Origin of the sequence: Streptomyces sp. NPDC059524, from assembly GCF_042749255.1 — a bacterium.
GTDB lineage: Bacteria > Actinomycetota > Actinomycetes > Streptomycetales > Streptomycetaceae > Streptomyces > Streptomyces xanthii.
On the sequence record NZ_JBHYTK010000105.1, the window covers coordinates 22,331 to 29,082 of the forward strand.

At 71.8% G+C, this 6,752-nt stretch carries 6 protein-coding genes; 4 read left to right on the top strand and 2 right to left on the bottom strand.

The window, feature by feature from the left end:
* Positions 1–243 precede the first annotated feature (243 nt).
* Positions 244–825: a biotin transporter BioY gene (locus tag ACFW9D_RS25915; protein WP_384625367.1), complete on the top strand. Its 582-nt coding sequence runs from the start codon at positions 244–246 to the stop codon at positions 823–825.
* A 42-nt stretch (positions 826–867) separates the two neighbouring features.
* Here the strand turns inward: ACFW9D_RS25915 and ACFW9D_RS25920 are convergent, their stop codons facing one another.
* Both ACFW9D_RS25920 and ACFW9D_RS25925 read right to left on the bottom strand, forming a co-directional pair.
* Positions 868–2,193: an FAD-binding oxidoreductase gene (locus tag ACFW9D_RS25920; RefSeq protein ID WP_384625370.1), complete on the bottom strand. Its 1,326-nt coding sequence runs from the start codon at positions 2,191–2,193 to the stop codon at positions 868–870.
* Between the two features lie 46 nt (positions 2,194–2,239).
* The gene (locus ACFW9D_RS25925) at positions 2,240–3,709 is read right to left on the bottom strand and encodes an amino acid permease (protein ID WP_384625373.1); all 1,470 of its coding nucleotides are present in this window, start codon (positions 3,707–3,709) and stop codon (positions 2,240–2,242) included.
* A gap of 173 nt (positions 3,710–3,882) precedes the next feature.
* On the opposite strand from ACFW9D_RS25925, the gene ACFW9D_RS25930 reads away from it, so the two are divergent.
* From ACFW9D_RS25930 to ACFW9D_RS25940, 3 genes are all read left to right on the top strand, one after another.
* The gene (locus tag ACFW9D_RS25930; protein WP_384625375.1) at positions 3,883–4,371 is read left to right on the top strand and encodes a ribose-5-phosphate isomerase; all 489 of its coding nucleotides are present in this window, start codon (positions 3,883–3,885) and stop codon (positions 4,369–4,371) included.
* Between the two features lie 109 nt (positions 4,372–4,480).
* Entirely contained in the window at positions 4,481–5,302 is an 822-nt protein-coding gene (locus ACFW9D_RS25935) for an Fpg/Nei family DNA glycosylase (RefSeq protein ID WP_384625378.1), read from the top strand.
* Between the two features lie 112 nt (positions 5,303–5,414).
* Positions 5,415–6,587, top strand: a complete 1,173-nt coding sequence (locus ACFW9D_RS25940) for a PP2C family protein-serine/threonine phosphatase (RefSeq protein WP_384625381.1) — start codon at positions 5,415–5,417, stop codon at positions 6,585–6,587.
* Positions 6,588–6,752: the final 165 nt, after the last annotated feature.

Here is a 6,752-nt window from a genome sequence, read left to right on the forward strand (position 1 = left end):
GGAATTGGCGGGAACCTACAGTCTCGCCGCCGAGCACCCCGCACCGCAAAACGCGCCCGTCCGACGGCTGACCTCAGTGACGAGCGTCACGCCGTGCGGGGTGTACGCGACGGCGTTTGTACGGAGCCCACCAACGGGCCGTTCAAGCCTTTGTCGAGGCGCGACCGTGATCGCCACGAGCCCCCTGGGATAGCGTCACGAAGAACCAAAGCCTTGCCCAGCACTCAGAAACGCGGAGACCCGATGAGTACCGCCACCGCCGCCGTCGCCCGTCCGGGCAAGGTCCTGGCCGACCTGCTGCCCGCCTCCCGCACCAAGGACATCGCGCTGGTCCTCGGCGGCGCCGCCCTCACCGGCATCGCCGCGCAGATCGCGATCCCGGTGCCGGGCTCGCCCGTCCCGGTCACCGGGCAGACCTTCGCCGCGCTGCTCGTCGGCACCGCGCTCGGCGCCCGCCGCGGCTTCCTCGCGCTCGCCGTGTACGCGCTCGCGGGCATGGCCGGCATGCCGTGGTTCGCCGAGGGCACCGCCGGTTTCGCGATGCCGTCCTTCGGCTACGTCCTCGGCCTGATGCTCGCCTCGGCGGCCGTCGGCGCCCTGGCCCGCCGCGGCGACGACCGCTCGGTGTGGCGCACCGCCCGCGCCTTCCTCGTCGGCGAGGCGATCGTCTACGCCGTCGGCGTCCCCTACCTGGCGCTGTCCACCGGCATGAGCCTGAGCGCCGCGATCGCGGCGGGCCTCACCCCGTTCCTGATCGGCGACGCGATCAAGGCGGCCCTGGCGATGGGCGCGCTGCCCACCGCCTGGAAGTTCGTCGGCAAGTAACCGTCGGCGAGCAGCCGTCGGCACGTGACCGAGCGGCGCCCGCTAGACGTTGTAGTTCCTCCGGAAGAGGTTCGCCGGGTCGTACGCGGCCTTCAGATCGGCGAGCCTCTTTCGCGTTCCCGCGTCGTACAGGCCCTCGGGCCGGTCCGCGCCGCCGAACGCGAAGTTGAGGGAACGGCCCATGACCTGGCCGGAGACCGCGCCGAACGCCCGCGCGTGATGCGCCCGCGCCGCGTCCCGCCCGCCCTCGCCGAGCGGTGACAGGATCCGCACCAGCCAGGCCGCGTCCCGGTACGGCACCGCGTTCGGCGCGGGCCGCGCCAGTGCGCCGCCCAGGTGGTTGAGCTGCACGACGTGCATGCCGTCGGCGCCGGGCCCGCACGCGGTGAACAACTCGGTGACCCCGGCGAGATCGAGCGCGTCCAGGAACACGCTGTCCCCGTAATAGGGGTGCGGGAAGTCCGGGTCGCTGTGAATGGTGTGGCTGTCCCCGTACGGCATCTCGCGCACGGTGTCGGAGAGCGCAGGGCCGAGCGCGGCCCGCAGCGGCGCCACGAGCCGCTCGCCCTCCTCCGCGCCGCCCGTGAAGGCGATCCGTACGGAGACGAGGTACGTCCCGCGCAGGTGGGGCGGCATCGACGGCAGGTCCGGGTAGACGAGCGCGGCGAGCGACGAGGTCAGGGTGTCGGGGACGGTCGCGGCCCAGCGCGTGTACTCCCGCACGATGCCGGCGGGGTCGGTGACCCGGCCGTCGTAGCCGAGGGAGCCCCCGTAGAGCCGGGTGACCGGGACCAGGCCCACCTCGATCGCGGTGACGACGCCGAGGTTCGCGCCGCCGCCGAGCAGGCCGTGGAAGAGCCCGGGGTCGCTGTCGGCGGTGACGTGGCGCAGGACGGCGTCGGCCGTCACCACGTCCACCGAGCGCACGTGGTCGGCGGTGTAGCCGAACTCCCGCGCCAGGATGCCCAGTCCACCGCCCAGCGTGTAGCCGACGGCGCCGACGCTCGGCGCCGAGCCGTTCAGCGGGGCGAGTCCGTGCGGGGCGGCGGCCTCGGCGACCGCGCCCCAGCGGGCGCCCGCGCCGATCCGGGCCGTACACGTCACCGGGTCCACCGTGACGGTGTCCATCCGGCGCGTGCTGACGAGGACGCCGCCCTCGGCCGAGTCCGGCAGCCCGTGTCCGGTGGCCTGCACCCCGACGGGCAGTCCGGCGGCCGCCGCGTGCGCGACGGCGGCCACCACGTCGTCCGGCCCCGACGCGGTGAACACCACGTCGGGGCGGAGGGCGAAGCCGGTCTGGAACCCGGTGGTCTCGTCGTCGTAACCGGCGTCACCGGGCCGGAGAACAAGGGTCTCTGCAGTGGTCATACGGGCACTGTGCCCGCATAACCTGACAGGTTCCGTCAGCTTTCGGTCAGCGTTCCACCGAGTCGGCGACCCGGTCCTCGACCGGCGCGGCCGCGGGCTGGGCGGCGGGCTTCTTCAGCCGCTCGCGCACCAGCGAGAAGCCGACCACGAACACCGCGACGAGGAGCGACAGCAGCACCTGCTCGCGGCCTGCGTCGTCGGTGAGCATGTAGACGAGGACGAAGGAGATCGCCGCGATCGTCGCCCAGGTCAGGTAGGGGAAGAGCCACATCTTCACGACGAGCTTCTCCGGCTGCTCGCGCAGGATGATGCCGCGCATCTTCAGCTGCGTGAAGCAGATGACCAGCCACACGAACAGGGCGACCGCGCCGGAGGAGTTGAGCAGGAAGTTGAAGACGGTGTCCGGCCACTGGTAGTTGAACCAGACGGCGAGGAAGCCGAAGACGACCGAGCCGAGGATCGCGGCCCGCGGCACGCCCCGCGAGGTGGTCCTCGCGAACGCCTTGGGCGCGTCACCGCGCTGGCCGAGCGAGAACGCCATGCGGGAGGCCGTGTACAGGCCCGAGTTGAGGCAGGACAGGACGGCGGTCAGCACGATGACGTCCATGACCTGACCGGCGTGGGGGATGCCGATCGAGTTGAGCGCGGCGACGTACGAGCCCTCGTCCACGATGGACTGGTCGTTCCAGGGCAGCAGCGTCAGGACGATGAAGATCGAGCCCAGGTAGAAGATGCCGATGCGCCAGATCACGGAGTTCGTGGCCTTGGTGACGGCCTTCTGCGGGTCCTCGGACTCACCGGCGGCGAGCGTGACGATCTCGGAGCCCATGAACGAGAAGACGACCATCAGCACACCGGTGAGGATCGCCCCCGGCCCCTTGGGGAAGAAGCCCCCGGCGTCGGTGAGGTGCGCCAGGCCGCTGCCCGGGTTGTCGGAGCCCGGCAGCAGGCCGAACACGGCGAGCAGGCCGACGACCACGAACGCGCCGATGGCGACGACCTTGATCCCGGCGAACCAGAACTCGAACTCGCCGTAGGAGCCGACCGCGGCCAGGTTCACCGCGGTGAGCACGAGCATGACGAGCAGGGCCCAGCCCCACTGCGGGACGGCCGGTATCCAGCCGTTGAGGATCTTCGCCCCGGCGGTCGCCTCCACGGCGAGCACCACGACCCAGAAGAACCAGTACAGCCAGCCGATGGAGAAGCCGGCCCAGCGCCCGAGCGCCTGGTCGGCGTAGGCGGAGAAGGAGCCGGAGGTGGGGCGGGCGGCGGCCATCTCGCCCAGCATCCGCATCACGAAGACGACCATCGCGCCGACCAGCGCGTACGAGATGAGGATGGCCGGTCCCGCGGCGGCGATGCCGGAGCCGGAGCCGACGAAGAGACCGGCGCCGATGACGCCGCCGATGGCGATCATCGACAGGTGCCGGTTCTTCAGGCCGGCTTTGAGGCCGTCGCCGCTGTCCGGCGATCCGCTCTCGAGGGTGTCCGTGGTGGGGGCTGACTGCGTTGTCATGCACGGGTCCTTAGATCTGGTGCAAACGAGCGTTCACATTCAAAGCACGACAAGGCCCCCAGCGGAACCCCTGAGTCCGGATCGTTGCCAAGCCCGTACCGGCGGCTCCCTCCCGCGCGCGCCACCGCACCCGGAGGCGGCCCCCCGGCCCCCGGCGTGCCACACTCGGACGCATGCGCGTGTACCTCGGCTCGGATCATGCCGGCTACGAACTCAAGAACCACCTGGTCGAATGGCTCAAGGCCCACGGCCACGAGCCCGTCGACTGCGGGCCCCACATCTACGACGCCCTCGACGACTACCCGCCCTTCTGCCTCCGCGCCGCGGAGAAGACGGCCGCGGACCCGGAGTCGCTCGGCATCGTGATCGGCGGCTCGGGCAACGGCGAGCAGATCGCCGCGAACAAGGTCAAGGGTGTCCGTGCGGCGCTCGCCTGGAGCGAGCAGACCGCCGCGCTCGGCCGCGAGCACAACGACGCCAACGTCATCTCGATCGGCGGCCGCATGCACACCCAGGAAGAGGCGACGAAGTTCGTCGAGATCTTCCTGAGCACGCCGTACTCCGGCGAGGAGCGGCACCAGCGCCGCATCGACATGCTCTCGGCCTACGAGACCACCGGCGAGCTCCCCCCGATCCCGGACCACCACCCCGAGCAGGCCTGACCCCGTCGACCCCGCTCCAGGAAGACCGCGCCCGTGGGGCGCTCCGGGAGCGGGGTCCGGTGCGGATGCCGAGAACGACAACCCCACGGACCCGAGGAGACCGACGGCGATGCCCGAGGGCCACACGATCCACCGCCTGGCCCAGGACCACGCCGCACGTTTCCGGGGCACGAGAACCCAGGTCACCAGCCCCCAGGGCAAGTTCTCCGACGCCGCCGCACTCCTGACCGGCCAGGAACTGACCCGCACCGAGGCCCACGGCAAGCACCTCTTCCTCGGCTTCGGCCCCGAGGACTCCTGGGTCCACATCCACCTCGGCCTCTTCGGCAAGTACACCCTCGGCGAGACCCCCGCCCCCCCCCCCACCGACACGGTCCGCCTGCGCCTCGTCAACGACACGCACTACTCGGACCTGCGCGGCCCCACCACCTGCGCCCTCGTCACGGACGCCGAGAAGCAGGCGATACACGACCGCCTCGGCCCCGACCCGCTGCGCCCCGCCGACGGCCCCGCCAAGGCGTACGCCCGGATCTCCCGCAGCCGCACCACGATCGCCGCGCTTCTCATGGACCAGAAGATCGTCGCCGGCGTCGGCAACGTCTACCGGGCCGAGGTCCTCTTCCGCCACGGCATCGACCCGTACGTCCTCGGCCGCGACATCGGTGAGGCCCGCTTCACGCAGCTCTGGGACGACCTCGTCGCCCTCATGCGCGAGGGCGTCCGCCACAACCGCATCGACACGGTCCGCCCCGAGCACACCCCCGAGGCGATGAACCGCCCGCCCCGCGTCGACGACCACGGCGGCGAGGTCTACGTCTACCGGCGGGCGAACCAGCCCTGCCACCTCTGCGCCACCGAGATCCGTACCGCCGAACTCGCGGCCCGCAACCTCTTCTGGTGCCCCACCTGCCAGCCCGCCGGCGCCCGCTGAACGTCCCCTTCTGATCCCGGCCCGACCCGCAACCGGGTACGGTGCCCGGAAAGGGGGACAAGTGGGACCACCCGTGCGCAGGTCCAGGCCGCACGGATAGGGTCCACGAGCAATGGCGGTACGACGAGAACGGCACGGGCGCGAACAGCGCGCGGAGGCCGACACGCTTCCGGCCCGGTTGAAGATGCGCATGCACCGGGTCCGCACCGCCGTGCGCAAATCCGGCGTCGACTACTTCCGCGGGGACGGCTCCGACTGGATCGCCCTCGTCGGCCTCCTGTTCACCGTGCCGGTCATCGCCTGCCTCACCATCCTCGACCCCGTCTGGTGCTCGCCCGCCGTCCTCGTCCTGCCGATCGTCGCCGGCGGACTGCTGCTGCGCCCGGCCAGCCTGCTCGGCCTGTACGCGGCGGCGGCCGTCGCCCTCATCGTCGAGTCCGTCCAGCTGGGCCCCTACGCCGAGAACATCGCCGCGGTCACCCCCGGCACCGTCCTCACCGTCGCCGCCTGCGGCTTCTTCGGGCTGCTCATCGCCCAGTTCCGCAGCCGCGTCGGCGTGCCCTGGCGGCGCGGCGGCACCATGCTCTTCGACCTGCGCGAGCGGATCCGCACCCAGAGCCGGCTGCCCAAGCTGCCGCAGGGCTGGCACCGCGAGATGGCGCTGCGCCCGGCCGGCGGCCAGTCCTTCTCCGGCGACTTCGTGGTCGCCGCCCGCACGAACAACGGGCGCACGCTGGAGGTCGTCCTCACCGACGTCTCCGGCAAGGGCATGGACGCGGCGTCCCGGGCCCTCCTGCTCGCCGGCGCGTTCAGCGGCCTGCTCGGCTCGCTCCCGCCGCACGCCTTCCTGCCGGCGGCCAACGGCTACCTGCTGCGCCAGGACTGGGACGAGGGCTTCGCGACCTCCATCCACCTTGTCCTCGACCTCGAATCAGGCGACTACGAGCTCTACTCGGCCGGCCACCCGCCGGGCCTCCAGCTCAACGCGGGCACGGGCCGCTGGGAGGAGAAGGCCGCGGAGGGGCCGCTGCTCGGGGTCTACGACGGCGCCGAGTTCGACGCGATCAAGGGGACCCTGCGCCCCGGCGACGTGCTGATGCTCTTCACCGACGGACTCGTGGAGACCGCCGACCGGGACATCTCCGAGGGCATCGACCGTCTCACCGGCGAGGCCGACCGCTACGTCACCGGCGGCTTCCACGGCGCGGCCTGGCACCTCATCGAGGCGGTGGCCAAGGACGTCAACGACGACCGGGCGCTGCTCCTGATCTGCCGCGACGCGTAACGCTCCGCTGGGCCTGATCGGGCCCCGCCCCGTCCTGCCATACCGAGGCCGTCTCGCGACCTTCCCCCGGTGGGGCTTCTCGCGCAGTTCCCCGCGCCCCTGAAATGCATGCCCTTCGGGCGCATTTCCCCGATCAAGGTGCGGGGTGCCTTTGTCGGGGGAAGG

Bases quoted from the DNA above. Each gene is read 5' to 3' on its own strand.
- ACFW9D_RS25930 (WP_384625375.1), top strand. From the start codon at position 3,883: ATGCGCGTGTACCTCGGCTCGGATCATGCCGGCTACGAACTCAAGAAC.
- ACFW9D_RS25935 (WP_384625378.1), top strand. From the start codon at position 4,481: ATGCCCGAGGGCCACACGATCCACCGCCTGGCCCAGGACCACGCCGCA.
- ACFW9D_RS25925 (WP_384625373.1), bottom strand. From the start codon at position 3,709: ATGACAACGCAGTCAGCCCCCACCACGGACACCCTCGAGAGCGGATCG.
- ACFW9D_RS25920 (WP_384625370.1), bottom strand. From the start codon at position 2,193: ATGACCACTGCAGAGACCCTTGTTCTCCGGCCCGGTGACGCCGGTTAC.
- ACFW9D_RS25915 (WP_384625367.1), top strand. From the start codon at position 244: ATGAGTACCGCCACCGCCGCCGTCGCCCGTCCGGGCAAGGTCCTGGCC.
- ACFW9D_RS25940 (WP_384625381.1), top strand. From the start codon at position 5,415: ATGGCGGTACGACGAGAACGGCACGGGCGCGAACAGCGCGCGGAGGCC.